This window comes from Pseudonocardia hierapolitana, assembly GCF_007994075.1.
GTDB lineage: Bacteria > Actinomycetota > Actinomycetes > Mycobacteriales > Pseudonocardiaceae > Pseudonocardia > Pseudonocardia hierapolitana.
The window spans coordinates 99,260-125,990 of sequence record NZ_VIWU01000001.1; the positions used below are offsets into that span (position 1 = coordinate 99,260).

General features: G+C 72.9%; 23 protein-coding genes and 1 riboswitch. Of the genes, 12 read left to right on the forward strand and 11 right to left on the reverse strand.

The annotated features are described in order from the left end of the window. The first annotated feature begins 18 nt into the window (after positions 1–18). Complete coding sequence (locus FHX44_RS00475; RefSeq protein WP_147253624.1) at positions 19–882, forward strand: SDR family NAD(P)-dependent oxidoreductase; 864 nt, start codon at positions 19–21, stop codon at positions 880–882. 86 nt (positions 883–968) lie between these two features. Here FHX44_RS00475 and FHX44_RS00480 read toward each other — a convergent pair whose 3' ends face one another. Beyond that, on the reverse strand, positions 969–1,346 hold the full coding sequence (locus FHX44_RS00480) for a nuclear transport factor 2 family protein (RefSeq protein ID WP_147253625.1): 378 nt from the start codon (positions 1,344–1,346) through the stop codon (positions 969–971). A 202-nt stretch (positions 1,347–1,548) separates the two neighbouring features. Here FHX44_RS00480 and FHX44_RS00485 point away from each other — a divergent pair, with 202 nt between their 5' ends. Further along, positions 1,549–2,343: an SAM-dependent methyltransferase gene (locus FHX44_RS00485; protein WP_147253626.1), complete on the forward strand. Its 795-nt coding sequence runs from the start codon at positions 1,549–1,551 to the stop codon at positions 2,341–2,343. A gap of 13 nt (positions 2,344–2,356) precedes the next feature. Beyond that, positions 2,357–3,025, forward strand: coding sequence for a 4'-phosphopantetheinyl transferase family protein (locus FHX44_RS00490; RefSeq protein WP_147253627.1), 669 nt, complete (start codon positions 2,357–2,359; stop codon positions 3,023–3,025). Here FHX44_RS00490 and FHX44_RS00495 read toward each other — a convergent pair. Then, positions 3,013–3,666 (reverse strand): pyridoxamine 5'-phosphate oxidase family protein, encoded by a 654-nt coding sequence (locus tag FHX44_RS00495; RefSeq protein ID WP_246170134.1) that lies wholly within the window; start codon positions 3,664–3,666, stop codon positions 3,013–3,015. The genes FHX44_RS00490 and FHX44_RS00495 overlap by 13 nt on opposite strands. Before the next feature lie 53 nt (positions 3,667–3,719). Here FHX44_RS00495 and FHX44_RS00500 point away from each other — a divergent pair, with 53 nt between their 5' ends. Together FHX44_RS00500 and FHX44_RS00505 are read left to right on the forward strand one after the other, a co-directional pair. Next, positions 3,720–5,048: a DNA polymerase IV gene (locus FHX44_RS00500; protein WP_281287863.1), complete on the forward strand. Its 1,329-nt coding sequence runs from the start codon at positions 3,720–3,722 to the stop codon at positions 5,046–5,048. A 135-nt stretch (positions 5,049–5,183) separates the two neighbouring features. After that, a complete protein-coding gene (locus FHX44_RS00505; RefSeq protein ID WP_147253628.1) occupies positions 5,184–5,642 on the forward strand; it encodes a nitroreductase family deazaflavin-dependent oxidoreductase in 459 nt (152 codons plus the stop codon). Between the two features lie 118 nt (positions 5,643–5,760). Here the strand turns inward: FHX44_RS00505 and FHX44_RS00510 are convergent, their stop codons facing one another. The 3 genes from FHX44_RS00510 to nhaA form a co-directional block, all read right to left on the reverse strand. Continuing rightward, a complete protein-coding gene (locus FHX44_RS00510) occupies positions 5,761–6,255 on the reverse strand; it encodes a MarR family transcriptional regulator (RefSeq protein ID WP_147253629.1) in 495 nt (164 codons plus the stop codon). Positions 6,256–6,355: 100 nt separating this feature from the next. Continuing rightward, positions 6,356–7,048 (reverse strand): DoxX family protein, encoded by a 693-nt coding sequence (locus FHX44_RS00515; protein WP_147253630.1) that lies wholly within the window; start codon positions 7,046–7,048, stop codon positions 6,356–6,358. 215 nt (positions 7,049–7,263) lie between these two features. After that, a complete protein-coding gene (gene nhaA / locus FHX44_RS00520) occupies positions 7,264–8,604 on the reverse strand; it encodes a Na+/H+ antiporter NhaA (protein WP_212612275.1) in 1,341 nt (446 codons plus the stop codon). A 56-nt stretch (positions 8,605–8,660) separates the two neighbouring features. Between nhaA and FHX44_RS00525 the strand changes: the two genes are divergently transcribed. The 3 genes from FHX44_RS00525 to FHX44_RS00535 all read left to right on the forward strand — a co-directional run bounded on the left by FHX44_RS00525 (position 8,661) and on the right by FHX44_RS00535 (position 11,103). Next, entirely contained in the window at positions 8,661–9,203 is a 543-nt protein-coding gene (locus FHX44_RS00525; RefSeq protein ID WP_147253631.1) for a DsbA family protein, read from the forward strand. Between the two features lie 75 nt (positions 9,204–9,278). Next, on the forward strand, positions 9,279–9,998 hold the full coding sequence (locus tag FHX44_RS00530) for a DUF998 domain-containing protein (RefSeq protein WP_170308710.1): 720 nt from the start codon (positions 9,279–9,281) through the stop codon (positions 9,996–9,998). A gap of 313 nt (positions 9,999–10,311) precedes the next feature. After that, the gene (locus FHX44_RS00535) at positions 10,312–11,103 is read left to right on the forward strand and encodes a class I SAM-dependent methyltransferase (RefSeq protein ID WP_147253633.1); all 792 of its coding nucleotides are present in this window, start codon (positions 10,312–10,314) and stop codon (positions 11,101–11,103) included. Between the two features lie 209 nt (positions 11,104–11,312). Here the strand turns inward: FHX44_RS00535 and FHX44_RS00540 are convergent, their stop codons facing one another. From FHX44_RS00540 to cobN, 6 genes are all read right to left on the reverse strand, one after another. Beyond that, positions 11,313–12,548: an RNA polymerase sigma factor gene (locus FHX44_RS00540; protein WP_147253634.1), complete on the reverse strand. Its 1,236-nt coding sequence runs from the start codon at positions 12,546–12,548 to the stop codon at positions 11,313–11,315. Next, a complete protein-coding gene (locus FHX44_RS00545; RefSeq protein WP_147253635.1) occupies positions 12,545–12,868 on the reverse strand; it encodes a YciI family protein in 324 nt (107 codons plus the stop codon). Before FHX44_RS00545 ends, FHX44_RS00540 begins: the two co-directional genes overlap by 4 nt. A gap of 23 nt (positions 12,869–12,891) precedes the next feature. Then, positions 12,892–13,518, reverse strand: a complete 627-nt coding sequence (locus FHX44_RS00550) for a dihydrofolate reductase family protein (RefSeq protein ID WP_147253636.1) — start codon at positions 13,516–13,518, stop codon at positions 12,892–12,894. Between the two features lie 303 nt (positions 13,519–13,821). Beyond that, complete coding sequence (cobT, locus tag FHX44_RS00555) at positions 13,822–15,540, reverse strand: nicotinate-nucleotide--dimethylbenzimidazole phosphoribosyltransferase (RefSeq protein WP_147253637.1); 1,719 nt, start codon at positions 15,538–15,540, stop codon at positions 13,822–13,824. Between the two features lie 38 nt (positions 15,541–15,578). Beyond that, on the reverse strand, positions 15,579–16,313 hold the full coding sequence (gene cobI, locus FHX44_RS42610; RefSeq protein ID WP_147253638.1) for a precorrin-2 C(20)-methyltransferase: 735 nt from the start codon (positions 16,311–16,313) through the stop codon (positions 15,579–15,581). Further along, positions 16,310–20,017: a cobaltochelatase subunit CobN gene (gene cobN / locus FHX44_RS00565; protein ID WP_212612276.1), complete on the reverse strand. Its 3,708-nt coding sequence runs from the start codon at positions 20,015–20,017 to the stop codon at positions 16,310–16,312. Before cobN ends, cobI begins: the two co-directional genes overlap by 4 nt. A gap of 34 nt (positions 20,018–20,051) precedes the next feature. Then, a riboswitch (cobalamin riboswitch) is annotated at positions 20,052–20,190 on the reverse strand. Positions 20,191–20,349: 159 nt separating this feature from the next. Between cobN and FHX44_RS00570 the strand changes: the two genes are divergently transcribed. The 4 genes from FHX44_RS00570 to FHX44_RS00585 all read left to right on the forward strand — a co-directional run bounded on the left by FHX44_RS00570 (position 20,350) and on the right by FHX44_RS00585 (position 26,717). Then, the gene (locus FHX44_RS00570; RefSeq protein WP_212612277.1) at positions 20,350–22,479 is read left to right on the forward strand and encodes an MMPL family transporter; all 2,130 of its coding nucleotides are present in this window, start codon (positions 20,350–20,352) and stop codon (positions 22,477–22,479) included. 14 nt (positions 22,480–22,493) lie between these two features. Then, complete coding sequence (locus FHX44_RS00575; RefSeq protein ID WP_147253640.1) at positions 22,494–23,300, forward strand: IclR family transcriptional regulator domain-containing protein; 807 nt, start codon at positions 22,494–22,496, stop codon at positions 23,298–23,300. Positions 23,301–23,526: 226 nt separating this feature from the next. After that, positions 23,527–24,879: an MFS transporter gene (locus FHX44_RS00580; RefSeq protein WP_246170135.1), complete on the forward strand. Its 1,353-nt coding sequence runs from the start codon at positions 23,527–23,529 to the stop codon at positions 24,877–24,879. Next, on the forward strand, positions 24,879–26,717 hold the full coding sequence (locus tag FHX44_RS00585; protein ID WP_147253642.1) for a bifunctional sugar phosphate isomerase/epimerase/4-hydroxyphenylpyruvate dioxygenase family protein: 1,839 nt from the start codon (positions 24,879–24,881) through the stop codon (positions 26,715–26,717). The genes FHX44_RS00580 and FHX44_RS00585 overlap by 1 nt, the downstream gene beginning before the upstream one ends. The last annotated feature ends 14 nt before the right edge of the window (positions 26,718–26,731 follow it).

Here is a 26,731-nt window from a genome sequence, read left to right on the forward strand (position 1 = left end):
GAAGAACGGAAGATCATCATGAGCAAGGTCTGGTTCGTCACCGGTTCGTCGCGCGGCCTGGGCCGCAGCTTCGTCGAGGCCGCCCTGTCGCGCGGCGACCGGGTGGCCGCGGCCGCCCGGAACACCGCGACCCTCGACGATCTGGTGGCCGCCCACGGCGACGCGGTGCTCCCGCTCGGGCTGGACGTGACCGACAAGGCCGCCGTCTTGGCGGGCGTCGAGCGGGCCGAGGACCACTTCGGACGTCTCGACGTCATCGTGAACAACGCGGGCTACGCCCAGATCGGCGCCGTCGAGGAACTGACCGAGCAGGAGCTGCGCGACCAGCTGGAGACCAACCTGTTCGGCGCGGTGTGGGTCATCCAGGCCGCGCTGCCCCACCTGCGCCGGCAGGGTGCGGGGCACATCATCCAGCTGTCCTCGGCAGCCGGGCTCATTGCGATGCCGCTCGGCGGCGCCTACCACATCTCCAAATGGGCCGTGGAAGCCCTGAACGAGAGCCTCGCCCAGGAGGTCGCCGGCTTCGGGATCAAGGTCACCGTGATCGAGCCCAGCGGCTTCGCCACCAGGGACGGCAAGAATCCCGACCCCCTCGCCAACGGTCACATGGCCGAGCCCGACCCGATCTACGACGGTCTTCGCCAGCGCCTCGCCTCGATCACGGGGAAGCAGCCCGCCGGCGACCCCGCCGCCGCAGCCCAGGCACTGCTCAAGATCGTCGACTCCGAGAACCCACCCCTGCGTGTCCTCTTCGGCCAGGGCTTCTACCCGATGCTCCAGCAGGTCTACGCCGACCGGCTGAAGACATGGGCCGACTGGCAGGACCTGTCGGCGGAGGCTCACGGCCCGCTCGCTCACGAGGCCGCTGCCGCTCGGGCCTGAGCCGTCGCAAACCGCAGTGGCCGACCCGATGGAGAACGCGCCATCGGGTCGGCGGGTCGCAGACGTGGCTTCCCGGTGTCCGTCGTTCAGGCGCCCGCAGGCACCTTGTCCAGGAAACCCTGCACCCCGGTGATCCGCCCGTCAGGGCCCACCGTCGCCACGTCGAAGCCGATCACCAGCGGCTCGGCGCCCTCCGGGCCGAGGCCCCACCGGAAGCGGCAGACGTCGTGGTGGGCGTCGACGTCGCCGACCGGTGTGAACCGCATGCCCGGGAACTGCTCGTGCACACCCGCGATCAGGGCGTCGAGCGCATCGGTGCCGGTCACGTCCGCGAGCGGGTCGACGTAGCGCGCGTCCGCTGCGAACGCCGCCTCGATCGCCGCGCGGCGCTCGGCCGGGTCGGTCGCGTTCCAGGCCTCCAGGTAGCGCTGCACGGCGGTGGCGGCGGGGGTCGTGGTGGTCATCGTGGTTCCTTCCTGTCGTCTGCTGACAACGGCAAGCCTCGACGGGCCGGGTGCCCCGGTCGATCACCTCGGAGGTAATGCGGGACCCGACGTTCGCCCCCGCCGGTCCGCCCGTCGACGTCGCCGGGCCGCACCGGCAGCGCCTGCGGGGGCACCACGATCGGGTGATCACCGACTGCCCCCTTGCGCTACGGTCGCGAGCGTGACCGACCAACCCCTGCCGGACATCCGCCCCGACGTTCCGCACGGGGCGCGCATCTGGAACTACTGGCTGGGCGGCAAGGACAACTACGCCGCCGACCGGGAGATCGGCGACGCGGTGAGCTCCGTGTTCCCCGAGATCGTGGACATGGCGTTCAAGTCCCGCCAGTTCCTGATCCGCGCCGTGCGCCACCTCGCGGGCGAGGCCGGGATCCGCCAGTTCCTCGACGTCGGCACCGGCCTGCCCACGATGCAGAACACCCACGAGGTGGCCCAGTCGGTCGCACCAGAGGCCAAGATCGTCTACGTCGACAACGACCCGCTCGTGCTCGCGCACGCCAGAGCGCTCCTGGTCAACACGACTCCGGAGGGTGTCACGCAGTACATCGACGCCGACTACCACCAGCCGGATCGCATCATCGAGCAGGCCCGCGAGATCCTGGACTTCTCCCGGCCCATCGCCGTGATGTTCATGGGCGTGTTCGGCTACGTCCCCGACTACGACGAGGCGCGCTCGATCATCTCCCGGGTGATCGACACCACCCCGTCCGGCAGCTACCTGGCGCTGTGGGACGGCACCAGCACCAGCGAGGCCGTCGTCAGGGGCGCTCGGGCCCAGGCCGAGCTGGGGTCGCCGTACCAGCTGCGCACCGTCGAGGAGATCCGCGGCTGGTTCGCGGGCACGGAGCCGATCGAGCCCGGGATCGTGCCGCTCACCCAGTGGCGACCGGAGAACGTCGAGGTCGGCCGAACCGAGCACATCGACGCCTACTGCGGCGTCGGCCGCAAGCCCTGACGAAGCCCGGCCCGTGACCGTCGTGTGGTGGGCCGCCCCGGTGGCGCCCGCGGACGCCCCGGGGCTGGTCGCGTTGCTGGACGGTCACGAGCGCGACCGGCTGGACCGCTTCCGGCGCCCGGCCGACCGGGCCCGCTACCTCGCCGCACACGCGCTGGTGCGCCTGGTGCTCGCCGCCACCGTCGGCACACCGGCCGCCGCGCTGCCGTTCGACCGCACCTGCCGCTGCGGCGCGCAGCACGGCAAGCCGGTGCTGCCGGGGGGACCCGGGTTCTCCCTGACGCACGCGGGCGACCTCGTCGGCGTCGCCGTGCACCCGGACGGCGCCGTCGGGCTCGACGTCGAACAGGCCCGCGAGCTCGGCGACCTGCCCGCCATGGTCGCCCACGTCTGCTCGCCGCAGGAGTCCGCGGCGGACGCGGACGCCTTCTTCACGCTCTGGACGCGCAAGGAGGCGCTGCTCAAGGCGGTCGGCACCGGCCTCGCTACACCGATGTCGGCGATCACGCTCGGCCCGGCGGGCGTGATCGCCTGGACCGGGGACGACGCGCCGCGCGACCCGCTGTGGCTCGCCGACCTGCACCCCGCCGCCGGCTACCACGCCGCCGTCGCCGGCACCGGCCCCCGGCCGGAGATCACCGAGGAGCGCGGCGACGGCCTCCTGGCCGCTCAGGCCCGGTAGAGCTTCTCCGTGTACGAGGGCCCGTAGTACTTCTCGAGCTCCTCGAGCGGGACGTCCTTGTTGACCAGGGCCTTCGAGATGCGCGCCGTCGACGGGAGCGCCTCGTGGTCCCACGACTCGGGCTGCCACAGCTTCGACCGCATGAACGCCTTCGCGCAGTGGTAGAAGACCTCGTCGATCGCCACCTCCAGGGCAAGGATCGGCCGGTGCCCCTTCACCACCATCTCGTCGAAGTACGGGGCGTCGCGCAGCAACCGCGCCCGCCCGTTCACCCGCAGCGTGTCGCCGCGCCCGGGAACGAGGAAGATCAGGCCGACGTGCGGATTGGTGAGGATGTTGCGGTAGCCGTCGACCCGCCGGTTGCCGGGGCGTTCCGCGATGGCGAGGGTGTGGTCGTCGATCACGTGGGCGAGGCGCCCTGCCGGGTCGCCCTTCGGGGAGACGTCGAGGTTCCCCTCGGCGTCACTGGTGCCGATGATGCAGAGCGGGGAGTGCTCGAGCCACAGCCGGTCGATCGGGTCGAACGACGGGCGGACCTTCTGCGCGACCGCCGTGAGGGGCGTGCCGACGAGTGCTTCCAGCTCGGCGACGCTGGTGATCTCGGTGCTGGTCGTTCCCGGGCTGATCTCTGCAGTGGCCACGTTTACCGCACGCTACGGCCACAAGTGTCGGTACGTCCAGCGACAATGACGGGGTGGCCGCGCGTTGGGTCCTGCACCTGGACATGGACGCGTTCTTCGCCGCCGCCGAGCAGCTCACCCGTCCCACGCTCCGCGATCGGCCGGTGCTGGTGGGTGGCCTCGGCCCGCGAGCCGTGGTGGCGGGCGCCAGCTACCAGGCGCGGGTGTTCGGGGCCCGGTCGGCCATGCCGATGGGCCAGGCGCGGCGGCTCTGCCCGCACGCCGTCGTGCTGCCGGCGCGGTTCACGCTCTACAAGGAGCTGAGCTCACGGGTGATGGCCGTCCTGGCCGACGCCTCCCCCGTGCTGGAGCCGGTCTCGATCGACGAGGCGTTCCTCGAACCGCCCGCGCTGGCCGGGGCGCCCGCGGCCGAGGTGGAGCGGTTCGGGGCCCGGTTGCGGGCCGGCGTGCGCGCGGCCACCGGGCTGCCTGCGTCGGTCGGGGCCGGGTCGGGCAAGCAGCTGGCGAAGATCGCCTCCGAGCTGGCGAAGCCCGACGGGCTGCGCGTCGTCGCGCCCGAGGATGAGCGGGAGGTGCTGGGGCCGCTGCCGGTGCGCTCGCTGTGGGGTGTCGGGCCGGTCGCCGAGGCCGGGCTGAACAAGCTCGGCGTGCGCACGATCGGCGAGCTCGCGGCCATGGACCTGCGCGAGGTCCACGGGCTGCTCGGCACCGCGATCGGCACCGAGCTGCACCGGCTCGCCCGCGGCATCGACGAGCGGCCGGTGGCGCCGCGGGGCGCGGCCAAGCAGGTCAGCGCCGAGACCACCTTCGACACCGACCTCACCGCGATGGCCGCCGTCCACGACGCGGTGGCGCGGATGACCGAGGCCGCGCACCGCAGGCTCGTCGCGTCCGGGCGCGCGGCGCGCACCGTCACGGTGAAGGTGCGCAGCGCCGACTTCACCACCTCCAGCCGCTCGGAGACCGCCGGCATCGCGAGCACCGACCTGGGTGCCCTCACCGCCGTCGCGCAGCGACTCGCACGCACCGCCGTACCCGAGGGCGGGGTGCGATTGATCGGGGTGTCCCTCGCCGGGCTCACCGACGACCCGCCGCCCGCCCTGTTCGAGCCGCTCGCCCCGGTATCCGCTGGGCCCGCGCCGGTGCCCGTCGAGGCGGCCGAGCCCGCGGAGCCGGAGGAGGAGCCGGCCGTCGAGCGCCCGTGGCGCCCGGGCGACGACGTCGCACACCCCGAGTACGGCCACGGATGGGTGCAGGGCGCGGGCCACGGCCGCGTCACGGTCAGGTTCGAGACGCGCACCACGGGCCCCGGCAGGGCACGCACGCTGAAGGCGGACGACCCGGATCTCACCCGGGCCGACCCGCTGGCCAGCATGGCCTGACCGGGCGCAGCGGGGCGCCGCGCGGATAGCGCCGAACGGCGCTGATGCGGCTCGCCCGCATGCCGTCGGACCCGGGCGCATATTGTTTGAGATCCATCAAATACGAGACTCATACGATTTGGGTAAGCTGCAGACATGCCTCATGACGCGCCGAAGGCGCAGAGCTACCGCAGGACGGTCAACCGGATCAACAAGGTCATCACCGGCCTCCAGCGCATCGGTGTCGTGTTCGGACCGATGGAGCTGCTCACCGTCACCGGGCGCCGCAGCGGGCGCCCCCGCACCTTCCCGATCGCGGTGCTCCCGCTGGCGGGCGGCCGCTACATCGTCCAGGCGTTCCCGAACGCCGCATGGGTGGCCAACGTGCGGGCCGTGGACACGGTCACGCTGACCCGTGGCCGCCGGAGCTCGGTGGTCCGGCTGGTGGAGGTGCCGGTGGAGGCGCGTCGCCCACTGCTCCGCGAGGTCGTGGAGACCCAGCCGGACCACGTGGCCGAGCGCTACGTGACCAACGGACTGGCTGCCGCGCCCACCGCAGACGCGGTGGTCGCGGCCGCGGACCGCATCGCGGTGTTCCGCGTCGAACCGGCCTGACGGACCCGAGCCCGCGTCGCCGCGTCCGAAGCGCAACGCGGCGGCGCAGGGTGGGCCCAGCAGCAGCCGGACAGCCTCGGCCGGACAGCCTCAGCCGGACAGCCTCAGCCGCGCGGCCTCAGCCCTCCGTCGCCAGCTCGTCGGTGGCGCGCCGGCCCGCGGCGGCGGTGCGTTCCAGGAAGTCGGCGATGATCCTCAGCTCGTCGGTGCTGTACTGCTCGAGGATCTCGCCCATCGCCGTCGTCATCCCGGACAGGAGCCCGAACAGCTCGCCGTTGCGCTCGCGCAGCGCCCGGACGAGCACGGCGCGACGGTTGGCGGGATCCCGCTCCCGGGCCACCCACCCCCCGCGTTCGAGGCGGTCGAGCACACCGGTGACGGTGGCGGGGTGGAGCGCGGCGCGGCGCGCCAGGACACTCGGGGTCAACGGTCCCTCGTTGTGGACGAGGTTGAGACATTCCAGGTCGGTGTCCTTCAGCTCCAGACGCCCGCCCACCCTGCGGTTGAGCAACGCCAGCTGCAGCGCCGTCTCGTTGAGCGACTGGCGCACCGATGCCTGCAGCGGCCCGCGCCGCAGCGGGACGCCATCCACCTCGGAAGATCCTGTCTTCATACAGTTCGACTCTCACCGTCTGCGGGACCTGCACCGCAGGGTAGTCGGCGCCCGGGACGGCCGGGACCTCACCACCCCGCGGAGCAGGCTCCGCGGGCGGTCAGCCCGCGCCCGCCACGCGCCGCGATCCGGCCCCGTCCCCCGGCCCGACGGGGCGCATCACGAGCACGACGAGCACGGCGATGATCGACGGGACGAGGAGCGCGATCACGATCACGAGGGCACCGGAGGGGACGGCCGGTGCAGACGCGGTCTCCCCCCACCGGCCGATCGCGATCGAGCCGGCGAGTGCGGCCAGGAGCGCGGTCTCGACCGTGGAGATCCGCTCGGCGGCGCGAACGTGGAAGCCGCTGGCCATGAGGGAGATGACGGCGATCCCGATCGCGGCGAGCGGGATCGTCCACTCGAAGGCGCCAAGGAGCGACGGGAGCACCAGCGCGACGGCGCCCACCACCTCCGACACGCCGATGAGGATCGTGAGGCCACGGGAGAAGTCCTCGAAGCCGACCCAGCGGTCGATGCCGCGCCCGGCCACCTTGGGCAGTCCGGCGGCGAGGAAGAACAGCGCGAGGAGCCCCTGGGCTGCCCACAGTGCGATGTCGAGCACGATGACCTCCGGGTGTCGTTGGGTGAGGATCGCGACGAGCACGCCCGGGACGAGGACGCCCGACAGGATCAGGCCCGCACGGCGGGCCACCCGCCCGGCCCGGGGCACCGCGATGACGGGTTTCCGCGCGGCCATGCGCCTGCCGAACAGGGCGGATGCGGCCGCGAGGAGGAGCGCGAGGACCATCGCGTCAGCCCTCGACGGCGTGCGAGCGGCTGATGCCCCCGTCGTTGACGAAGATCATGTCGGGCCCTCCTCCGGCGAGCGTCTCATCGGACACTCGAACTCGTCTTCATATGATACGAGAATCATACTATACGAGTTCGGCGCACGATGTGCCCGAGGTCAGCCGCTCAGCTCCGGCACCACCCGCGCCCTCCGACGGCGGGCGCGGGCCTGACTCAGGCCGGCGGCCGCCAGGGACGGGGCGGGAGCACCGGGAGGCCGCTCGGCGCGCACTGGCCACCCCGCTCGCCCGCGAGCCGGAAGATCAACCAGCCGATCCCCGCCGCCAGCAGCGATCCGGTCAGGATGCCGATCTTCGCGTCGGTCACGAGCTCCTCGTCGTCCAGCGCAAGCTCCGTGACGAACAGCGCCACGGTGAACCCGATGCCGGCGAGGCCTGCGCCGCCGATCAGCTGGCCCCAGCGCAGCGTGTCGGGCACGCGGCCGAGGCCGGTGCGCAGCGCCACCCAGGTGCCCGCCGTAACGCCGACCAGCTTCCCCACGGTGAGCCCGACGATGATGCCCCACGTCAGCGGCGAGGTGAACGCCGCGGCGAGGGTCTCGCCCGTGAGCACGACCCCGGCGTTCGCCAGCACGAAGAGCGGCACGATCACGTAGCTGCTCCACGGCTGGATGCGCAGCTGCAGCCGCTCGTTCGGCGACACCGCCTCGGTGACCGCCGCCTGTGCGGCCATCGCCCGCTCGGGGCTGGGGTCGAGCAGGAAGCTGCTGCCCAGCACCTGCGCCCGCATCACGTCGCGCATCCGCGGCGCGTAGGCGTTGACGAGCAGGCCCATGACGACCCCGACGACGCTCGGGTGCACCCCGGAGTCCAGCACCGCGAGCCACATGACCACGCCGATGAACACGTAGATCGGGGTGCGCCAGAACGGTGCGAACCGCAGCCCGAGCAGGGCCGCGAAGAGCACGACCGACAGCACGAGCGAGGTGACCTGCACGTCGTCGGTGTAGAAGATCGCGATCGCCGCGACGGCCCCGATGTCGTCGACGATCGCCAGCGCGAGCAGGAACACGCGCAGCTGGTCGGGACACCGCGGACCGACGAGCGCGAGCACGCCGATCACCACGGCGGTGTCGGTGGAGATCGCGATACCCCACGCCCCTGCCGCCGGGCCGCCCCCGTTGAACAGCAGGAACAGGATCGCGGGCACCGTGAGCCCGCCGACCGCGGCGATCGTCGGGGCAGCGAGCGCCCGGATCCCGCGCAGCTCACCGAGCACCATCTCCCGGGAGATCTCCAGCCCGACGCTGAAGAAGAACAGCACCATGAGCCCGTCGTTGACCCAGTGCCGCAGGTCGAGCGCGAGCTGCGTGTCCCCGAAGGTCAACGCGACCTGGGTGTGCCAGAAGTCCTCGTACCCGGAGCCGAGGTTCGCCCAGGCCAGCGCCAGCACCGCTGCGGTGAGGAGCAGCACGGCCGACCCGGACTCGGTGCGCATGAAGTCGCGCGCGGCCCGGCTCAGGTCGCCGCGCTCGGCTAAGGTTGTCACCGTCACGGCGTGATCCTGCCATCGGCCACAGCCACCTCTACCAGCACGTCAGGGAGGCCACGATGCCGCTCGAACCCCGGGTCGGCAGCTACGACCACCTCCAGGGCGTCCTCGGGTCGGAGCTCACGCTCGTCGAGTACGGCGACTTCGAGTGCCCCTACTGCCGCCGCGCGTACCCGATCATCGAGGAGGTCCGCCAGCGGCTCGGCGACCGCCTCGTCTTCGTGTTCCGGCACTTCCCCCTCGCCGAGCTGCACCCGTTCGCGCTGTCGGCGGCCGTCGCCGCGGAGGGCGCTGCGCTGAAGGGCCAGTTCTGGCCCATGCACGCCAAGCTCTACTCCGGCGACGAGCCGCGGCTGCGGCAGGAGGACCTGCGCCGCTACGCGGAGGAGATCGGCATCCCGCCGGAGAAGGTGCTGTGGCCGGCCACCCGGTTCGTCGAGGATCGGGTCGAGGCCGACTTCAACTCCGGGGTCCGCAGCGGCGTGCGCGGCACGCCCACCCTGTTCGTCAACGGCGAGATCTACCGGGGGTCGGTCACGGTCGAGCACCTCGTGGAAGCCCTGGAGACCACCGCACCGGCCTCGGCGGGCATCGCGCTCTGACCTCCGGGAACAGACCACCGGGCGCGCCGCGTTCGCATGATCGCGGGCGCGGCGACGGGGGGCACCATGGGGAGCGTGAAGCGATCGGGCCGGTTGGGCGTCGCGCCGCTGCTGCTCGCGACGCTCGCACTGCTCGCGCTCGCCCGCTCGACCGTGATCATGGTCTACCTGGGCGTGACCTACTTCCGCGAGGTCAACCCGGTCTCGGTGCCGCTCAGCTACTACGCCTTCGTCGAGGGCGGTGAGCAGCTGTTCTTCTCGGCCGCGGTCGCCCTCGCCGTCGGGACGCTCGCCGTGCTGGCCGGGATGGCGCGCTCCGGGGTGCGGATGGCCGGCCGGCCCACCGTGCTGCTCGCGGTGTGGGCGCTCTGCCTCGTGCTCGCCGCGGTCTTCCCCGCCGACGACTCGCCGCGGATCATGACCTTCGGTGGCTGGGTGCACCAGTTCGCGGGTGCCGGCATCCTCGCGCTGCTGTCGTTCGCCGGCATCGCGGCCGCGGTCCGGCTCGCCGAGAAGCCGGAGTGGGCGCCCGTCGTCTCCACCGTCCGCACGCTCTCGATCGCCGCAGCCGTGCTCGCCGGGGCGTACCTGGCCAGCCGGCTGGACGACGTCGTGCCCGGCATCTTCGGCCCCGTCGACGTCGGCGGCATCCTGCAGCGGATGGTGCTCGCGTTCCACGTCGCCGTGGTGGCCGCGCTGGCCGTGCAGCTCGTGCGCGTGTCGTGGCCCGCGGTGTGGCGCCGCGCAGCGGCCACACCGCCGCCCGGCGCGCCCACCATCGCTCCGCGCCCCTGACCGAGCCCCTGCTCGCGATGCTCGTCGCCGTCCGCCCACCGGCGCCCACGTCTGCAACGCGGCGGAGAGCCGCGCAGCCTCTAGGCCCGGCGGGCACCCGGCGTCGAACGGAAACCCAGTCTCCAGCTACCGCGGGCGGGCGTTCACGCATCGGCTTCCGCGGGCGGGGTCGCACTCCGGATGCAGGGCCACATGTGTCGGGACGAGGCGCTCGCCATCCGCGTCGACCAGGGCGGCACAAATATCGGTAGCGGTTACCCATGTCGCGCCGGCGGCGTGACCGGCACGCTAGCCGGCGGACGAAGGGGGCGCGATGAGCACCGACTCCTACCTCCTGGAAAACCGGGCACCCGACGCCGGGACGCGCTTCGTGGCGCTGTCCGCGCTGTTCGACGGGGTGACCATGCGGCATGTCGACGGAATCGGGGCGAGGGCCGGCTGGCGGTGCTGGGAGGTCGGGGCCGGTGGCCCCGGCGTCCCGAGGCTGCTGGCCGAGCGGATCGGCCCGACCGGCTACGTCCTGGCCACCGACCTCGACGTCAGCTGGATGGGCACCGACCTGCCGGGGAACGTGGAAGTGCGCCGGCACGACGTGGCCACCGACGCGCCGCCCGAGCCCGGGTTCGACCTCGTGCACGCCCGCCTGGTGCTGGTCCATGTCCCGCAGCGGGACGAGGCGCTGCGGCGCATGGTGGCCGCGCTGCGGCCCGGGGGCTGGCTCCTGATCGAGGACTTCGACGTCAACCTCCAGCCGCTCGCCTGCCTCGAGGCCCGGCAGGAGGCCGAGCAACGAGCCAACCGGGTGCGCGCCGGGTTCCGCGAGCTGCTGGCCCAACGGGGCGTCGATCTCGCCTACGGACGAACCCTGCCGCGGCGACTGCGGGACGCGGGCCTCACCGACGTCGCCGCCGACGCGTTCGAACCGGTGGCGTTGCCCGCCGCCGCAGCTCTCGAGATCGCCAACGTCCGCCAGGTCGCGCCAGCGCTGATCAGCCAGGCCCGCGCGAGCGCCGAGGAGGTCGACGCCCACCTCCGCGCGGTCGCCGCCGGACAGCTCGACATCGCGACCCCGCCCTTGATCTCCGCACGGGGTCGGCACCCGTGACGGAGACCCACGAGTGCACGCGGCGCGCCCGAGACTGCGGAGCCACCGCGTCCGGGCAGCGGAGGGCGATGCAGCGATTAGATGACTGAACTCCGACGCTGACGCAGCGGGCAGGCCCGTCGCTGGCGCGACAGGTTGCGGAATGCACCGGCAGGGCGCCCCGGGGTCGGCCGCCGCTGCGTGCGGGGGTTCGATCGGGGTCCGTGGCGCTACCGCAGTTGCTCGCGGCGGCGTGTCAGGTAGGCGGTCTCGGCGGTGTTGCCCGCCAGCTCGATGGCTCTGTCGTAAGCCGCGCGCGCCTCCCCACTGCGGCCCAGCCGGCGCAGCAGGTCGGCACGGGTCGCTTGGTAGGCGTGATATCCGGCCAGCTCGTCCTCGAGACGGTCGACGGCCGCCAGTGCCACCTCCGGGCCGTCGAGCTCGGCGACCGCGATGGCCCGGTTGAGGGCGATGATCGGCGAGCGGTCGAGGCGGACGAGCTGGTCGTAGAGGGCGACGACCTGTGACCAGTCGGTGTCGCGCACGTCGCGGGCGGAAGTGTGCACCGCGTTGATCGCCGCGAGGATCTGGTAGCGACCCGGAGCCATCCCGGCGGCGGCAGCGGCCAGGCGCTCGCGCACCAGCCGGTGCCCCTCCGCGACCAGCGCCGCGTCCCACGCCCCACGGTCCTGCTCGCCGAGGGGGACCAGTTCGCCGCTGGCCGACACCCGGGCGGTGCGGCGGGCCTCGGTGAGGAGCATCAGCGCCAGCAGCCCGGCCACCTCACCGTCCTCCGGCAGGAGGGCACGGATCAGGCGGGTGAGCCGGATCGCCTCGGCGGTCAGGTCGTGCCGTACGGGATCGGTGTCGGGGCCGGTCGCCAGGTAGCCCTCGTTGAACACCAGGAAGAGGACGGCGAGCACGCCGGATACGCGTGCCGCGAGATCCTCCTCGGCCGGCACCCGATACGGGATGCGCGCCGACTTGATCTTGGCCTTCGCGCGGGTGATCCGCTGCCCCATGGCACTCTCGGCCACCAGGAAGGCGCGGGCGATCTCGGGCACGGTCAGACCGCCGACCATGCGCAGCGTCAGCGCCAGGCGGGCTTCCATCGCGAGCGCCGGGTGACAGCAGGTGAAGATCAGCCGCAGCCGGTCGTCGTCGATGGCGCCGAGAGGCTCGGGTGGGGTGTTGTCGTACACCATCCGAGCCTCCTTGTGCTTGTCGTCGCGCTTGTTCTCGCGCCGGATCCGGTCGATGGCCCTGCGGGTGGCGGTGGTGGTCAGCCAGGCGCCGGGCTTGGGCGGCACGCCGTCGGCCGGCCACCGCTCGACGGCGGTCGTGAACGCCTCGGCCGCTGCCTCCTCGGCGATGTCGAGGTCACCGAAGCGCCTGGTCAGGGCGGCGACCACCCGGGCCCACTCGTCGTGGTGGGCCCGGGTGACCGCCTCCTCGACGTCGCTCACCGGAACGGCCGCACCTCGATCTTCCGATCGCAGACCTTCGACGCCTCGGCGGCGAGCTCGAGCGCCACATCCAGATCGGGGGCCTCCCACACCCAGACGCCGGCGAGGTACTCCTTCGACTCCACGAAAGGCCCGTCGCTGAACACCGCCTGCTCGCCCCGGTTGTCGATGACCGTGGCCGCGTCGGTGTCCGCGAGTCCACCCGCGAAAACCCAGTAGCCCTCGGCGATCAGTCGTTCGTTGAACGCGCTGATCGCAGGCTGCCTGTCCGTGCTGCCGGGATTGCTCGTGTCATCGATCACGGAAACCAGGTACCGCATCTGAAGATCATCTCCTCTGAATGTCAGGACAGCGTGGTTCGGTGGTCAGGGACATACCGCGGGCGCCCGGCCGGCCGGTAGACCTGGATCGACACGCCCTTCGAGTCGACCCGCGACTCGACCAGGTCGAGCGCAAGATCCGGACCGGTCTCCGGGAACAGCCTCGCGCCCTGGCCGAGGATCACCGGGATCACGATCAGAGTCATCTCGTCGACCAGGTCGTTCTCCAGCAGCCACCGGGTCAGGGCGCCACTGCCGTGCACCTGCAGCTCGCCCCCGGGCTTCGCCTTCAGCTCACTGACGGCCGCCGCGAGGTCACCGCGGAGAACGGTCGTGTCCTCCCAACGCGGCGCGGTGAGCGTGGTCGAGGCCACGTACTTGGGGGCCTCGTTCAAGGCCACGCCGATGGGATGTGCGCGCATCTGGTCGATCGATCCCCAGGAGCCGGCGAACAACTCGTAGGTGCGCCGGCCGAACAGGAACGCCTCTGCGCGCTGGCAGGTCTGCGTGATGAACGTCCTGGTCTCGTCGTCACCCTTCCCCCGGGCCCATCCGCCGCGCTCGAATCCGTTCCTGCGGTCATCCGACGCGGCGCCGTTTCCCTGCATCACTCCATCGATGGTGACCTGGGTCATGGTCGTCAGCTTCATGATCGCGGTTCCTTCACCGTGGTGCCGCCCCCTGCGGGCGGCCTCACCCCTGCTACGAACACCACCGCCCCGATCCGACACCGCCTCCCGGACTTCTCCGAAGAACTTTCCGGGACGCCGGTGTGACCTGCGTCGTCGACCGCGAGCCCGCCCAGGGTGCGCCGCGTATCGGGGAGACCGCGCGGGAAGTTGTACCGCGGTTCACCCTGTCAGGGGGTAGGTGCGGACATGACGTCGCAGCGGACAGCGGTTCCTCCGGCCGGACCGCGATGCAGCTCGGGGTGACCGGTGGGGTGTGGCCCGTCAGGTGGTCTTGTCGGTGACGCCCGCGGCGTCGAAGGTGGCGACGTCCTGCATGGCCTGGGCCGCGCTCTGCAGCAGCGGGAGGGCGAGGAGCGCGCCGGTGCCCTCGCCGAGACGCATACCGAGGTCGAGCAGCGGGTCGAGCCGCAGGTGGGCGAGGGCTCGGGTGTGACCGGGCTCGGCCGAGCGGTGCCCGGCCACCCAGTACGCCCGCGCGTCCGGGGCGAACGCGGCCGCGGCGAGAGCGGCGGCGCCGGCGTTCACCCCGTCGAGCAGCACCGGGACGCGCAGCGCGGCGCCGGCGAGCACGAATCCGGCCAGCGCGGCGTGCTCCAGCCCGCCGACGGCGGCCAGCACGCCGAGCGGGTCGGCCGGGTCGGGCCGGTGCCGGGCCAGCGCGGCGGCCACCACGGACGTCTTGCGGGAGAAGGTGGCGTCGTCGATGCCGGTGCCGCGGCCCGTGACCTCCCCCGGGTCGGCACCGGTGAAGGCGCTGATCAGGGCGGCTGCCGCAGTGGTGTTGGCGATGCCCATGTCGCCGGTGACGAGGCAGCGGTTGCCGGCCGCGACGAGGTCACGCGCCGTCTCGATCCCCACCTCGACGGCCGCGCGGGCCTGCTCGCGGGTGAGCGCGGGACCGGTGGCGAGGTCGGCCGTTCCGTCGGCGACGCGCCGCGCGAGGAGGCCGGGCGCCGGATCGAGCGGAGCGGCCACGCCGACGTCCACCACGCACACCTCGACCCCGAGCCGCCGGGCGAAGGCGTTCACCACCGCTCCCCCGCCGAGGAAGTTCACCACCATCTGCGCGGTGACCTCCTGCGGCCATGGCGTCACGCCCTGCGCGTGCACGCCGTGGTCACCGGCGAAGACCGCCACCGCCGCGGGCTCGGGCACCGGCGGCGGGCACGCCCCGGCGATCCCGGCGAGTGTGACGGCCAGGTCCTCCACCCGGCCGAGCGCACCGCGCGGCTTCGTCATCCGATCGAGGCGCTCGGCTGCTGCGGCCTGCGCGTCGGCGTCCGGGGGCGTGATCGCGGCGACCGTCTCGGCCAGCAGGTCCATCGGTTCCTCCCCGGGCAGCCCTCGGCGTCCGTAGGTGTCGTGGTGCACGGCCCAGCGCAACGGACGGCGGCGAGCCCAGCCCGCGGCGGCGAGCTCCGGCTCGTCCGGGAAGGCGTCGACGTGCCCGACGCAGAGGTAGGCGACCACTTCCAGGTGCTGCGGGAGGCCCAGCAGTGCGGCGAGCGCCCGCTCGTCCGCGAAGCTCACCCAGCCGACGCCGAGGCCCTCCGCCCGCGCGGCGAGCCAGAGGTTCTGCACCGCACCGACCACCGAGTACGGCGCGGTCCGCGGCTGGGTGTGCCTGCCGAGGACGTGCCTGCCGCCGCGGGTCGGGTCGCAGGTCACGGCGATGTTGAGCGGTGTGTCGAGGATCGCCTCGACCTTCACGTCCCGGAACGCTGCCGCGCGCGCCGCCGGCAGCGACGCGGCATAGGCCGCCCGGGCCGCCGCGACGTGCGCGTGCACCCGCTCGCGCACCGCGCGGTCGCGCAGCACGAGGAAGTCCCACGGCTGGGAGAACCCGACCGAGGGCGCTGCGTGCGCGGCCTCCAGCACGCGGACGAGCACGGCGTCGTCGACGGGATCGTCCCGGAACCCGGCCCGCACGTCCCTGCGGGAGTGCACGGTGTCGTAGAACCCCTTCCGACGCCAACGCATGTCCTCAGTGGAACCACAGCGCCGTTCGTCGGAATCGGTCACAGGGCCCCGCCTCGGCCGCGGCGTTTCGGGGGCACGATCAGCGTGGACAGGTAGGGGCCCTGTTCGTCGGGGTCCAGTTCGGCCGCGGGGCGGATGTCCTCCTCCGGCAGGCCGAGGCCGGCGCCGTACACGGCCTCCTCGAGGCGGCCGGTCTCGCGGAGCACGGCGAGGGTCTCGGGCAACATCCGGCCGAACTTGTAGGCGGCCACGGCGTCGCCGCGCTCCAGTGCCTCGCGGAACCGTTCGGGGCCTGCCGTCATCGGGAACAGGGCGAGGGGCTCGCGGCCCTCGACGAGCGGCGTGCCGGAGCGTGCCGCGAGGTCCTGCATGGCGCTGATCCCGGGGACGAGCTGCACGTCCAGCTCGCCCAGCACCCCCCGCACGGACGCGGCGAGGTAGCTGAACGTCGAGTAGATGCACGGGTCGCCGATCGTCGCGAAGACGGCGGTGCCGTCGGGGTGCGCGGCGAACCAGGCCGCGACCTGCGCCGCGGCCGCGTCCCATGCGCGCTCACGGGCTTGGGTGTGCTCGCGGTCGTGCAGCGCGAAGACCACGCGCTCCACCCGCCACGCCTCCGCGTAGAACAGGACGGTCTGTTCGGCGCGGCCGGTCTCGCCGGAGTCGGCGACGGGCACGAACACGACATCGGCCTTGGCCAGCAGGTTCGCCGCCTTGACGGTGACGAGCTCGGGGTCGCCCGGGCCGACCCCCACCCCGACCAGCGTGTTCATTGCTGCCCCTCCAGGTCGCCCTCGAGGTCGAGGTAGGTCTGGCGGAGCCGGTCGAGCACCGCGTCGTCGGGCTTGGCCCACATGCCGCGGTCGGCCGCTTCGAGGAGCCGCTCGGTGATCCCGCGCAGCGCCCATGGGTTGCTCTGCTCCATGAACGCGCGGTTGGTCTCGTCGAACACGTAGCTCTCGGCGAGCTGCCCGTACATCCAGTCGTCGACGACGCCTGCGGTGGCGTCGTAGCCGAACAGGTAGTCGACGGTGGCGGCCAGCTCGAACGCGCCCTTGTAGCCGTGGCGCTGCATCGCGGCGATCCACTTCGGGTTCACCACGCGGGCGCGGAACACCCGCTTGGTCTCCTCGGCGAGCGTGCGGGTCTTCACCGCCTGCGGCACCGCGGAGTCGCCGACGTACGCGGCGGGCGAGCGCCCGGTGAGCGCGCGCACCATCGCGACCATGCCGCCGTGGTACTGGAAGTAGTCGTCGGAGTCGACGATGTCGTGCTCGCGGGTGTCCTGGTTCTTCGCCGCGACCGCGATCCGCCGGAACGACTGCTCCATGTCGGCTCGCGCCTCGCGCCCGTCCAGGTCGCGGCCGTAGGCGTAGCCGCCCCACACCGCGTAGACCTCGGCGAGGTCGGCGTCGCTGCGCCAGTTGCGGGCGTCGATCAGCGGCAGCAGGCCCGCCCCGTACGCGCCGGGCTTGGAGCCGAAGATCCGCGACGTGGCGCGGCGGCGGTCGCCGTGCTGCGCGGTGTCCTCGTCGACGTGCGCGCGCAAGTAGTTCTGCTCCGCCGGCTCGTCCAGCTCGGCGACGGCGCGGATCGCGTCGTCCAAGAGCGTGATGACGTGCGGGAACGCGTCGCGGAAGAACCCCGAGATGCGGACGGTGACGTCGATGCGCGGACGGCCCAGCTCCTCGAGCGGCACGACCTCGAACCCGGTGACGCGGCGCGACGCGTCGTCCCAGACCGGGCGGCAGCCGATGAGCGCGAGGATCTCGGCGAGGTCGTCACCCTGGGTGCGCATGGCGCTCGTGCCCCAGACCGTGAGACCGACCGACCGCGGGTAGGTGCCGGTGTCGGCGAGGTGGCGCGCGACCAGGGAGTCGGCCAGCGCCGAACCGATCTCCCATGCGGAGCGGGACGGGATCGCCTTGGGGTCGACCGAGTAGAAGTTCCGGCCGGTCGGGAGGACGTTGACCAGTCCGCGGGTCGGCGAGCCGGACGGGCCGGCCGGCACGTACCCGCCGTCGAGGGCGTGCAGCACCGCGGTGACCTCGTCGGTGGTGCGCTCCAGCCGCGGGACGACCTCCGCGCAGCCGAACTCGAGCACGGCCACGACGGAGGGGATCTCCTCCCCCAGCAGGTCGGCGCAGACGGCGGCGGGCTCGCGCCACCCGCGCTCCTGGAGGCGGGTGACGAGCGCCCGGGCGACGCCCTCGAGCACATCGACGAGATCGGCCCCGGTGACGGCGGGCCCGGGCGCAACGGCGAGCAGCTGCCCCATCCGACGAGCGGCGCGTTCGTCGGAACCTATCCGACGAACGCGCCGTTCGTCGGAGTCGTCGAGTGCGTCGGGGCGCTCGCCGGGGGCCGCGAGAAGGGCTTGCTCGTCCAGCCCCGCCCAGGACGCGAGGGCCGCCCGGAGGCCCGGGAGGGCCTGCTTGCCGCCCCAGACCTGGCTCGCCCGCAGGATCGACAGCACCAGGTTCACCTGGGCCTCGCCCTCCGGGGGGCCGCCGAGGATGTGCAGGCCGTCGCGGATCTGGACGTCCTTGACCTCGCACAGGTAGCCGTCGATGTGGAGGACGAAGTCGTCGAAGTCGTGTTCGCCGGGGGCGGCGTCGACGTGCAGGTCGTGGTGCAGCTGCGCGGCCGTGACGACCTCCCAGATCTGCGTGCGCAGCGCGGGCAGCTTGGCCGGGTCCATCGCCTGCACCGTGGCGTACTCGTCGAGCAGCTGCTCCAGCTTGGCCATCTCGCCGTAGGTGTCGGCGCGGGCCATCGGCGGCACGAGGTGGTCCACCACCACGGCGTGGCCGCGGCGCTTGGCCTGCGTGCCCTCCCCCGGGTCGTTGACGATGAACGGGTAGACGAGCGGCAGCTCGCCGAGCACGGCGTCCGGGGCGTCCTCGGCGGCGAGGCCGAGGCCCTTGCCGGGCAGCCATTCGAGGGTGCCGTGCTTGCCGAGGTGGATCACTGCGTCCGCGCCGAACTCCTCGTCGATGAAGCGGTAGGCGGCCAGGTAGTGGTGCGACGGCGGCAGGTCCGGGTCGTGGTAGATCGCCACCGGGTTCTCCCCGAACCCGCGCGGCGGCTGGATCATCAGCACCACGTTGCCGAACTGCAGCGACGCCAGCACGATCTCGTCACCGTCGACGTACAGGGAGCCCGGCGGCTCCCCCCAGTGCTCCCGCATCCCGTCGGTGAGCGCGGAGGGCAGCGCGTCGAACCAGCGCCGGTGGTCGGCGAGCCGGACGCGGGCCGGCGCGGCCGCCAGCTGTTCCTCGGTGAGCCACTCGACGTCGTGGCCGCCCGCCGCGATGAGCGAGTGGATGAGCGTGTCGGAGTCCTCGGGGAAGTCCCCGATCGCGTACCCGGCCTCCCGCAGCGCGCGCAGCAGCACGACGGCGGACGCGGGTGTGTCCAGCCCCACCGCGTTGCCCACCCGCGAGTGCTTTGTCGGGTAGCTCGACAGCACGACGGCCAGCTTCCGGCCGGCGACCGGGGTGGCGTGCAGCCGCGCGTGCCGCACCGCGAGGCCGGCCAGTCGGGCGGCGCGCTCGGGGTCGGCGCGGTAGACCGGGATGTCGTCGCCGGGTTCGGTCTCCTTGAACGAGAACGGCACCGTGATCAGCCGGCCGTCGAACTCCGGGATCGCGACCTGCATCGCCGCGTCCATCGGCGAGAGCGCGGCGTCGGATGCCGCCCACGTCGCCCGTGATGTCGTCAGGCACAGCCCCTGGAGCACCGGGACGTCGAGGGTCGCCAGCGCGCCGGCGTCCCACGAGTCCTCCTCGCCGCCCGCGCTCGCGTCCGCCGCGACCGTGCCGCCCGCGGCGAGCACGGTGGCGACCAACGCGTCCGCCCTGCCGAGCAGCTCCATCAACTCCGGCTGTGCACCGCGCAGCGAGCCGCAGAACACGGGCAGCGCGTTGGCGCCGCGGGCCTCGATCGCGTCGCACAGCACGTCGACGAACGCGGTGTTGCCGCTCGTCTCGTGGGCCCGGTAGAAGACCACCCCGACGGTGGGCTTCGCCGGATCCTGCGTCCGGGCGCCGTGCACGCCGAACTCGGGCATGGCCTCCGGCGGGTCGAAGCCCTCGCCGGTGAGCAGCACCGTGTCGGACAGGAAGCGGTGCAGCTCGCGCAGGTTCGCGGTGCCGCCCGCCGCGAGGTAGGCGAGCGCCTCCGACGCGACGCCCGCCGGCACCGTCGAGGCGGCCATCAGCTCGGCGTCGGGCGCCGCCTCACCACCCAGCAGCACGACGGGCAGCCCGGACGCGACCAGCGCGTCGACCCCCTCCGGCCAGGCCCGGCGCCCGCCCAGCAGCCGCAGCACGACGACGGCGACGCCGTCGAGCAGCGGTGGCAGCCCGTCGGGATCGACGCGGGCCGGGTTGGCGGTGCGGTAGAGCGCCCCGGAGCTGCGGGCGGCCAAGAGCTCCGTGTCGGCGGTGGACAGCAGCAGCACGGGCTGCGTCATCGGCGTTCCTCCCGAGGGTCCGCGCCCTCTGCTCGGCGGAGTCGTGACGGCAGCGAGTGTCTGGCTCCCGGGGGCACCCCCGGTGACAGTGGCGGGACCGCGCCGGACTCACACCGGCTTCCTGCACTGCCGTCGCTCCAGAACTGGAACACACCGCGGGCACGCCGGTCAACGTGGCGTGAGGATGACGACGCCGTCGGCCGGCTGATTCCCGCGGCCGCGTGGGACGGGCCGGGCGGTGGGCACCGCCGATGGAGGTGGGGTTTCCCCGACCCCGGCGTGACCGGCGCACTGCAATGCCCCCATGGCCTCCGCGACGGGAAGCTCCTCCCGTGATCGGGAACGAGCGGCGGCGGCCGGCGACGGTGCGGGTAGCGGTGTGGAGCGCGCGGCACCCGTGGTGGGCGATCGCGGGGTGGATCGGCTTCGTCCTGCTCTGCGTGGGCGCCGGCGCGGCCACCGGCACGAACCGTGGCACGCTCGCCGACTTCCGGATCGGCGAGGCGGGCCGTGCCGAGACCATCGCCGAGGACGCCGGGCTCACCCCACCGCTCGTCGAGCAGGTGTTGATCACCGCGCCGTCCGGGAGGCTCGATCCGGCCGCCGCGGGCGCCGCCGCCCGCGACGTGACGGCCCGGATGCGGGCACTGCCGGTGGTCGCGGCGGTCGGCGAGCCCGTGCGGTCGGTGGACGGCGCCGCGGTGCGGGTGCCCGTCACGCTGGCAGGCGACCCGGACACGGCGCGCAGGACGGTGCGCACCCTGCTCCCCGAGACCACGGCCGTGCAGGCCGTCCACCCGGACCTCGTCGTCGTCCAGACCGGGAACGCCTCGATCTCGGTGGGGGTGAACGACAAGCAGGGTGCCGACCTCGCCCGCGTCGAGCTGATCAGCCTGCCGGTCACGTTCGCGATCCTGTTCCTGGCGTTCGGGTCCGCACTGGCCGCCGGGCTGCCGGTGCTGCTCGCGATCTCGGCGTTCGCCGGCTCGGTCGGCCTGTACGCGGTGGCGTCCTGGGCGTTCCCGGACGCGGGCGGGGCGGCCGTCAGCGTCGTGTTCCTGCTCGGGATGGCCGTGGGCGTCGACTACGCCCTGTTCTGCGTCAAGCGGGTGCGCGAGGAGCGCGCCCGCGGGCTGGACCGGGTCGCCGCCGTGGAGGCTGCGGCCGCCACCTCCGGGCGGGCCGTCGTGACGTCCGGGATCGCCGTCGTCGTGTCGCTGGCCGGCCTGTACCTCGTCGGCGACGTGATCTTCTCCTCGGTGGCGACCGGCGCGATCCTCGTCGTCGCGGTCGCGCTGGCCGGCTCGCTCACGGTGCTGCCGGCGCTGCTCGTCGTGCTGGCCCCCTGGACGGGCGGCCGGCGCCGGCACGCGCGGGACGGTTCGGTCGGCCGATGGGCCGCGGTGCTGCAGCCCGCGCTGCGGCGTCCGGGCGTCACGCTGATGGCCGGCGTGGCGATCACGGCCGCGGTCGCGGCCCCGGCCCTCGCGATGCGGCTGGGCACCGAGGGCAAGGAGACGTTCCCCGTGAGCGTGCCCGCGGTCGCCGCCTACTCGCAGCTGACCACGGCGTTCCCGGAGGCGGGCGCGGCGCACCTCGTGGCGGTGCGCGCCGAGCCGGCCCGGGCCGCCGAGGTGGCCGCCGCCCTCGCCCGGCTCGCCGCAGGCACGGCGGGCGGCGGGGTCCGCACCAGCGCGGACGGCACCACCAGCGTGTTCAGCGTGCCGATGCCGCACCCGGAGAACTCCACCGAGGCCGTCGGCTCGCTCGAGCGGCTGCGCCGGGATCTGCTGCCCGCCGGTCTCGGGACGTCCGGTGTGGAGTACGCGGTGAGTGGGGAGGTGGCGCGCGGGGTGGACTACGCCGCGCACCAGGACGCGCGGATCCCCTGGGTGATCGCGTTCGTCTCCGTCGCGACGCTGGTGGTGATGCTGCTCGCGTTCGGTTCGGTGCCGCTCGCCGCGATCGGCGTGGCCATCAACCTCGCCGCGGTCGCCGTGGCGTGGGGTGTGCTCACGCTCGTGTTCCAGGGCACGTGGGCGCAGGACCTGCTCGGGTTCACCTCCACCGGGTTCGTCGGCTCCCGGATGCCGCTGATGGTCCTGGCGATCCTCGTCGGCCTCTCCACCGACTACCAGATCTTCGTGGTCAGCCGGATCCGCGAGGCGGTGGACCGCGGCGTGCCCACTCGGCAGGCCGTGCTCGACGGGATCGCCGGCTCGGCCGCGGTCGTCACGAGCGGCGCGGTGATCATGCTGTCGGTGTTCGCGAGCTTCCTGTTCATCGAGCGGATCGAGATGAAGCAGGTGGCCGTCGGCCTGTCGGTCGCGGTGCTGTTCGACGCCGTCGTGCTGCGGATCCTCATCCTGCCGTCGGTGATGACGCTGCTCGGCGAGCGCAGCTGGTGGCCGGGCCGACCGGCCGCGCAGCCCGCCGCAACCCCGGTCCGGGCGCTCGTCTGACTAAGATGTGCGCGATGCGCACGGAAGATCCACCGTCTCACAGCCGGAACGACCACGGGCCGCATTTCGTGCAGTCGGTCGCCCGCGCACTGGCGGTGCTCCGATCGTTCTCCGGCGAGCGGCCGAGGCAGTCGCTCTCCGACGTGGCACGGGAGACCGGACTCGACCGCGCGACCGCACGCAGGCTGCTGCTGACGCTGGCCGACCTCGGGTACGTGGCGGGCGACGGACGGATGTTCGAGCTGACCCCGCGCATCCTGGAGCTCGGCTACGCGTACCTGTCCGGGATGTCGCTGCCCGAGATCGCCCAGCCACACCTGCAGAAGCTCGCCGCGGAGCTCAACGAGACGGCAGCGCTGGCCGTGCTCGACGGCGACGACATCGTCTACGTGGCCCTCGTCCCCAGCGCTCGGCTGGCCGCGGTGAAGATCAACATCGGGACCCGGTTCGACGCCTACGCCACCTCCATGGGACGGGTGCTCCTCGCGGGCCTGCCGGCAGCGGAGCTCGATCGCTACCTCGACCGGCTGCACCTCACCACTCGCACCGAACGGACCGTCCGCACGGTGGAGCAGCTCCGCCACGAGATCGACAAGGTGCGCTCCCAGGGCTGGGCGCTGGTCGACTCCGAGCTGGAGGAGGGGCTGCGCGGCGCGGCCGCCCCGGTGCGCGACCGGGCGGGACGCACGATCGCGGCCGCCAACGTGTCGGTGCACGCCGGGCGCACGACGCCGGAGCTCGTGGAGCGCGAGCACGTGCCTGCGATCCTGCGCACGGCGCGGCTGATCGAGGCCGACCTCGTGGGCAGCGCGCTCCGCTAACCACCCTCCGCTCGCTCGGGCAGGCGAGCGTTCGATGATCAAGCCGGGCCCGTTTCACGATGCGCAGCGTGCGCGCGTGGCACTCGGGCGCGGCTCCATCCTCCCGCTCGAGCCCTTCGGGCCGGCCGAAATCCCGCGCTTGACGGCGCACCCACCTGTTCCTAATCTCTCCCCATTCCACATGCGCACAGCTGTGCGCATCGTGCACAGCTTCAAAGGAGAAGACGTGGAACGCACCCCGAGGAAGGCCGCCGCCAGCGGGTGGGTCGGCAGCGCGCTGGAGTACTACGACTTCTTCATCTACGCCCAGGCCGCGGCGCTCGTGTTCCCGGCGATCTTCTTCCCGCAGGGCGATCCGGCCGTCGGCGTCGTCGCCTCCCTCGCGACGTTCGGCGTCGGGTACGTGGCCCGCCCGCTCGGCGCGTTCGCGCTGGGCCACTGGGGCGACAAGCACGGCCGCAAGAACGTCCTCGTGCTGTGCATGCTGATGATGGGCGTCTCGACGTTCCTCGTGGCGCTCCTGCCCACGTACGAGTCGGTCGGCGCGCTCGCTCCCGCGATGCTCGTCGTGCTGCGGCTCATCCAGGGCTTCGCCGTCGGCGGCGAGATCTCCGGGGCCAGCGCCATGATCGTCGAGCACGCGCCGTTCGGGCGCCGCGGCTTCTACGCGAGCTTCACGCTCCAGGGCGTGCAGGCGGGGCAGATCCTGGCGGCTGCGGTGTTCCTGCCGATGTCGGTGCTCCTGCCCGAGGAGGCGTTCCAGGCATGGGGCTGGCGGGTCCCGTTCCTGCTCAGCGCGCTGGTCGTGGTCGCCGGCTACATCATCCGCCGCCGGGTCGACGAGACGCCCGCGTTCCGCGAGGAACAGGAGCAGAACGCCGTGCCGAAGGCACCGATCGTGCAGGTCGTCCGCGAGAACGGCTCCGACATGCTGCGTGTGATCGCCATGGCCCTGATGAACATCGTGCCGACCACCACCACCGTGTTCGGCGCCAGCTACGCCACCAGCAAGGCGTACGGCCTCGGCTTCAGCCCCACGACGTATCTCTGGATCTCCGTGGTCGGCAACGTCGTCGCGGTCGTGCTGATCCCCTTCGTCGGCGACCTCAGCGACCGCATCGGCCGCCGTCCCTGCATCATCGTCGGCTCGCTGGGGTCCGGCGCGCTCTCCTTCGCGTACCTGTGGGCGGTCGGCCAGGGGAACGTCCCACTCGCGTTCATCCTCGCCATCCTCATGTGGGGCGTGGTGTACCAGGGCTACAACGCGGTCTTCCCCGCCTTCTACCAGGAACTGTTCCCCACCCGGACCCGCGTGACCGGCTTCGCCGTCTCCCAGAACATCGGGACGGCGATCACCGCCTTCATGCCGACGATCTTCGCGATCGTGGCGCCTGCGGGCTCGAACGTGCCGCTGATCGTCGGCGCCTTCACGTTCGGGTTCGCCGTCCTCGCGGCCGCGTCGGCGTGGTCCGCGCGCGAGACGTACCGGATCCGGCTGGACGACCTGGGCACCGAGGACGCCGCCCCGGTACCGGCCGACGACTACGCCCGGCTCCGCGCGGCGGCCAGGGCGGTCTGATGTCCCTCCCGCTCGGCATCGCCACCGTCTGCCTCTCGGGAACGCTCGAGGACAAGCTCGCCGCGGCCGCCGCGGCGGGCTTCTCCGGCGTCGAGATCTTCGAGAACGACCTCGTGGCGGCCGCGTCGACCCCGGAGGAGATCGCCGCGCGATGCGCGGACCTCGGGCTCTCGATCGACCTCTACCAGCCGTTCCGCGACTTCGAGGCGGTCCCGCCCGCCGAGCTCGCCCGGAACCTGCGCCGGGCCGAGCGGAAGTTCGACCTCATGCGACGGCTCGGCGCCGACACGGTGCTCGTCTGCTCGTCGGTCTCGCCGCACGCCCGAGCCGACGACGACCTGGCCGCCGAGCAGCTCCACGCGCTCGCCGCGCGCGCCGCCGACCACGGGATCCGCGTGGCGTACGAGGCCCTCGCATGGGGCCGGTTCGTGAACACCTGGCAGCACTCGTGGCGGATCGTGCAGGCCGCCGATCACCGGGCCCTCGGTCTCTGCCTCGACAGCTTCCACATCCTGTCCCGCACCCAGGACGTCTCCGGCATCGCCGACGTACCCGGCGACCGCCTGTTCTTCGTGCAGCTGGCCGACGCGCCACGCCTGGACATGGACGTCCTGCAGTGGAGCCGCCACCACCGGCTCTTCCCCGGTCAGGGGGCCTTCGACCTGCCGGGCTTCCTCGACCAGGTGCTGCGCACCGGCTACGCGGGGCCGCTGTCGCTCGAGGTGTTCAACGACGTCTTCCGGCAGGCGAACCCGCACCGCACGGCCGTCGACGCGATGCGCTCGCTGCTCGATCTGCGGGAGCGGCACGGGCGGCGCTTCCGCGGTGTCGACCTGCTGCCACGCGCGCCCCACCTGGCCGGCCACGCGTTCACCGAGCTCTCCGCCGGACCGGACACACTCGACCCGGTCACCCGCACGCTGGCCGCGCTCGGGTTCACCCGGACCGGCCGGCACCGCTCCAAACCGGTGCAGCTGTGGCAGCAGGGCACGGCCCGCGTGGTGGTGAACGAAACGTCGTCAGCGGGGGTGGCGGAGATCGGGGCCATCGCGGTGGAGAGCGCCGACCCGGCCCGGTCGCGGACACGTGCGGAGGCCCTGCTCGCACCGGTCCTGCCGCGCGCCCGCGGCGTGGCCGAAGCGGACCTCGCGGCCGTCGCCGCACCGGACGGGACGCAGGTGTTCTTCTGCCGCACCGGTGGCGACGACACCTGGCTCGCCGACTTCGCGCCGACCGGCGAGGACGCGGGATCCGACGTCGGGCTCACCCACATCGACCACGTGACGCTCGCCCAGCCCTTCGACGCCTTCGACGAGGCCACACTGTTCTACCGCTCCGTTCTCGGGCTCGAGCCGCGCGACGACAGCGAGTACGTCGCCCCGTACGGCGTGATGCGCAGCCGCTCGGTCGGAGATCCGGACGGGCACACCCGCATCACGCTGACCGGCACCCTGCTTCGCCGCGGCGACTGGGCGCCCGGTGTGCCCGACCCGCAGCACGTCGCGTTCGCGACCGGCGACATCGTCGCCTCCGCCCGCGCGATGCGGGCCCGCGGCGCGCCACTGCTGCCGATCCCGGACAACTACTACGACGACCTCGACGCACGCCTCGCACCGCCGCCCGAGCTGCTCGCGACCATGCGCGAGCACGGCATCCTCTACGACCGGGACGACGGGGGCGAGTTCTTCCACGTCTACACCGAGCTGGTCGGGTCCCGCGTGTTCTTCGAGGTGGTCCAGCGAGTGGGCGGGTATCGCGGTTACGGCGCGGTGTCCGCGCCCGTGCGCATGGCCGCCCACCGCAGGCACCGGCTCGCCCAGGAGAAGAGGTCACCCTGAACCGCATCGCCCTG

Excerpts from the sequence above, each read along its gene's own strand:
- FHX44_RS00550 (WP_147253636.1), bottom strand. The coding sequence starts at position 13,518 with ATGAAGCTGACGACCATGACCCAGGTCACCATCGATGGAGTGATGCAG.
- FHX44_RS00480 (WP_147253625.1), bottom strand. The coding sequence starts at position 1,346 with ATGACCACCACGACCCCCGCCGCCACCGCCGTGCAGCGCTACCTGGAG.
- cobN (WP_212612276.1), bottom strand. The coding sequence starts at position 20,017 with ATGACGCAGCCCGTGCTGCTGCTGTCCACCGCCGACACGGAGCTCTTG.
- FHX44_RS00575 (WP_147253640.1), top strand. The coding sequence starts at position 22,494 with ATGCGCACGGAAGATCCACCGTCTCACAGCCGGAACGACCACGGGCCG.
- FHX44_RS00535 (WP_147253633.1), top strand. The coding sequence starts at position 10,312 with ATGAGCACCGACTCCTACCTCCTGGAAAACCGGGCACCCGACGCCGGG.
- FHX44_RS00585 (WP_147253642.1), top strand. The coding sequence starts at position 24,879 with ATGTCCCTCCCGCTCGGCATCGCCACCGTCTGCCTCTCGGGAACGCTC.
- cobI (WP_147253638.1), bottom strand. The coding sequence starts at position 16,313 with ATGAACACGCTGGTCGGGGTGGGGGTCGGCCCGGGCGACCCCGAGCTC.
- FHX44_RS00505 (WP_147253628.1), top strand. The coding sequence starts at position 5,184 with ATGCCTCATGACGCGCCGAAGGCGCAGAGCTACCGCAGGACGGTCAAC.
- FHX44_RS00515 (WP_147253630.1), bottom strand. The coding sequence starts at position 7,048 with ATGGTCCTCGCGCTCCTCCTCGCGGCCGCATCCGCCCTGTTCGGCAGG.
- cobT (WP_147253637.1), bottom strand. The coding sequence starts at position 15,540 with ATGCGTTGGCGTCGGAAGGGGTTCTACGACACCGTGCACTCCCGCAGG.
- FHX44_RS00545 (WP_147253635.1), bottom strand. The coding sequence starts at position 12,868 with ATGCGGTACCTGGTTTCCGTGATCGATGACACGAGCAATCCCGGCAGC.
- FHX44_RS00525 (WP_147253631.1), top strand. The coding sequence starts at position 8,661 with ATGCCGCTCGAACCCCGGGTCGGCAGCTACGACCACCTCCAGGGCGTC.
- FHX44_RS00475 (WP_147253624.1), top strand. The coding sequence starts at position 19 with ATGAGCAAGGTCTGGTTCGTCACCGGTTCGTCGCGCGGCCTGGGCCGC.
- FHX44_RS00510 (WP_147253629.1), bottom strand. The coding sequence starts at position 6,255 with ATGAAGACAGGATCTTCCGAGGTGGATGGCGTCCCGCTGCGGCGCGGG.